This window comes from Bradyrhizobium vignae (assembly GCF_004114425.1).
Taxonomy (GTDB): Bacteria; Pseudomonadota; Alphaproteobacteria; order Rhizobiales; family Xanthobacteraceae; genus Bradyrhizobium; species Bradyrhizobium vignae.
Genome location: NZ_RDQF01000125.1, coordinates 1 through 3,007 on the forward strand (window position 1 = coordinate 1; position 3,007 = coordinate 3,007).

Here is a 3,007-nt window from a genome sequence, read left to right on the forward strand (position 1 = left end):
GCGGCCGGGCGATGACACTGAGTGTGTGGCAACTACTCCGCGTGGGAGAACATCGCCAAGCCCGGCGTATCGAGTTCGGCGCGTAGCAATGTTCCGGTGCGGCTCTCGGTGATGAAGAGGCTCTTTCGCTCGGGTCCACCAAAAGCAAGATTGGTGGTGCCGACGCCCGCGCAGGAGACGATGCGGTCGAGCGGTTCGGCCAGCGGCGAGAGCCGCCAGATCGAGCCGAAGCCGGTGTGACAGACCAGCAGATTGCCGCCGCTGTCGAGCGCAAGCCCATCTGGACCGCCGGGGCCGCCATGCAGATGCGAGAAGATCCCGACCTTCGTCGTCAGGCCGCTGGCCGCCAGCGGCACGCGCCAGATCTGGTTGGCGCGCGTCACCGCGACGAGCAGAAAGCTCTCCTCGGGGTCGACGACGATGCCGTTCGGGCTGGGAATTGTGTTGAGCAGGCAAGTGAGCCGCCCATCCGGCGTGAGCTTCCAGACCCGGCCGCTTGGATCATGCATCCCGGTCTGGCCCTGATCGGTGAAATAGAGATTTCCTGATGGCGCGAAGACCAGGTCGTTGACGCCCTTGAAGCTCTCGCTCGCAGCGGTTTCGAGATACGGCGTCACCTTGCCGGTTGCGGGGTCCAGCAGCATGATGCCGCGCTTGTAGTCGGTGATGAAGACGCGGCCGTCGCGATGGATCTTCAGTCCGTTCGGCCATCCATCATATTCTGAGACGAGCTCCCACTCGCCCACCTCGCTGACGCGGAAGATGCGTCCGTAGGGAATGTCGGTGACGTAAAGCCGGCCCTGCCGATCGAACGAAGGTCCCTCGAGGAACGAGTCGATCTCGCGTCCGCCCTGATTGGCATCGGCCCAGGCGGTGCGGCGCGGCTTGCGGAACTGGTCCGGAAGGCGCGTGAAAATGCTGGTCTCGATCCGGCGCGGCGGGCTGAAGAATGTCATGGCGTGACTTTCGGAAAGCCGTAGAGCTCGGCAGGGTTGTCGACGAGGATACGCTTGAACGCGAGGTCGCTTCCTGCGCATTGGGCGAAGAGATCGAACAGGCGCGCATCATCCGGCTTGCGGTCCCGCTCGGAAGGATGCGGCCAGTCGCTACCCCAGACCATCCGCTCCGGTGCGGCTTTCACGTAGGCTGCCGCAACGGCGCCTGCGTCGGCGTAATCAGGCACGCCCTGCTTGCTCGACACGTAGGGGCCGGACAGCTTGACCCAGGTCTTGCCGCGGTCGAGCAGGCCACGGATGATCTTGTAGGGCGCGCTCTCGACGCCGGCCGGTTGCGGGACCTGCGCCAGATGATCGAACACGAGACGCCCCGGCAGAGAGGCCAGTAGATCGGCGTGATCCTCGATCTGCTTGGGCCGCATGTTGATCTGGCAGTGCCAGCCGAGATCGGCGAGCCTTGGCGCGAGCAGCTTGAGAGACTCCACCGTTAGCACGCCCGGGAAGCCAAGGTTGAAGCGAACCCCGCGAACACCTTGCTCGTCGAGCCGCCGCAGTTCGGCGTCGGAGACGTCCTCCGCAACGACGGCAATCGCGCGAAAATTCTCCGCGCCGAGCGCCTGCCGCGAGGCGATCTGCAGCCGGTTGTCGGTACCATAAGTGGACGGCTGGATGATCACGCCTCGCGTGGTGCCGATCCGGCACTGCAGGGCACGATAATCGTCGGGCAACGCATCCTCCGGCAGCAGGGTCGCGCCGTTCATGACCGGATAGGACTTGTCGTAGGTGTGGAAATGGCAATCCGTGGCGCCGGCCGGTGCAACGAACCGCGGCTTCTCTGAACCGGTCGACCAGCGCACGTCCTCCGCCTGCGCGGTCGTTCCGCGCGGAACGAGCGATGCGCCCAGGCCCGCAAGGACCGTCCTGCGTGTGAACGTTGCTGCGGCCACGACGTTCGTCCTCCCAATCATTTGTTATGGGGAGGCTTATAAGCCCGCGGCAGTGCACTCGGCAAGAAAAATGAAATGGAGTTTCGTTTTATGCCGTTGCGTTGGACCGCTTGCGTGTCCCCTTTGCGGTGCCGGACCACAGCGTTCCGCCGCACGCCAAAGTGAGCTTGGTGGCCGCTTCCACCAGCGCTCCCTTGATCTGCTCCGCCCGCGCCGTGGTGAGGCGGCTGACCGGCCCGGAGATCGCGAGCGCTCCGATCAGGGAATCACCGATACCGAACACCGGCATGGCGAGGGCGGCGGCGTGAGGATCGGTGATGCCAGAGGTGAACAGCGGCAGTTCGTCGTCAGCTCCGGGTAGTCCGGACTCGTACCGACGAAGCGTTTGCGCGATGGCTGATTTGTCCATCGGCCGAGTATCCCCCGGCTGCACGGTCATCCGGATCCGGTTGGTGCTCTCCACCCGGAAAAGACACAGCCGCTCATCGCCGTTGCGAACGTAGAAGGATGTCGTCTCGCCGGTTTTTGCCGCGAGTTGCTCGAGCACGGGCATGACGTGGTCGGACAGACGAAACGCCTGCTGATACGCGGTGCCAAGACGTAACGTCTCGGCGTCGAGCCGATAAGATCCATCCGGCAAGCGCGCGAGCAGGCGGTATTGTTGCAGCGACAAAGCAAGCCGCAGGATCGTGCTCTTGACGAGACCGGTCCGCTCGGCCAACTCCGCCAGCGACAAAGCACCGTCGCCGCGACGGAACGCGGTCAATACCGCGAGTGCCCGTTCGGCTGCCGATACGCCCTTGAGTCCAGCCTCCTTTTTCGCGGTCTGCTTTGCCATGTCCACCCTCATCTCCGCCACTTCCTAAGGCATTCTGCCCGCAGAGAGAAGGGGCTACGACATCGTAACGGATTCCAGAAAAGTGCAGGTTTCGTAAACTCGGCGGGGATTGTGAACCGCACCAGTTTCGCACCAGAAACGCTCCGACCGAAGCGCGACGAACCCAAACGGAATCGAACGAAAGCACCGGAAAATCAAGGAAGACGATCGATCTTCCGCCGCTCATAACGGTCTGGTTGCAGGTTCGAGTCCTGCCGGGCCCACCA

The 3,007-nt window shown here is 63.7% G+C and carries 3 protein-coding genes; all 3 read right to left on the bottom strand.

Features of this window, described 5'->3' with window-relative positions:
• Nucleotides 1-32: 32 nt before the first annotated feature.
• The gene (locus tag EAV90_RS38900; RefSeq protein WP_164937301.1) at nt 33-956 is read right to left on the bottom strand and encodes an SMP-30/gluconolactonase/LRE family protein; all 924 of its coding nucleotides are present in this window, start codon (nt 954-956) and stop codon (nt 33-35) included.
• Nucleotides 953-1,903, bottom strand: a complete 951-nt coding sequence (locus tag EAV90_RS38905; RefSeq protein ID WP_347338837.1) for an amidohydrolase family protein — start codon at nt 1,901-1,903, stop codon at nt 953-955. The genes EAV90_RS38900 and EAV90_RS38905 overlap by 4 nt, the downstream gene beginning before the upstream one ends.
• Nucleotides 1,904-1,991: 88 nt before the next feature.
• Nucleotides 1,992-2,741 (bottom strand): IclR family transcriptional regulator, encoded by a 750-nt coding sequence (locus EAV90_RS38910; protein WP_129146452.1) that lies wholly within the window; start codon nt 2,739-2,741, stop codon nt 1,992-1,994.
• Between the last annotated feature and the right edge of the window lie 266 nt (nt 2,742-3,007).

What these genes read in the sequence shown, in the direction of transcription:
- EAV90_RS38910 (WP_129146452.1), bottom strand. Translation starts at nt 2,741, where the DNA reads ATGGCAAAGCAGACCGCGAAAAAGGAGGCTGGACTCAAGGGCGTATCG.
- EAV90_RS38900 (WP_164937301.1), bottom strand. Translation starts at nt 956, where the DNA reads ATGACATTCTTCAGCCCGCCGCGCCGGATCGAGACCAGCATTTTCACG.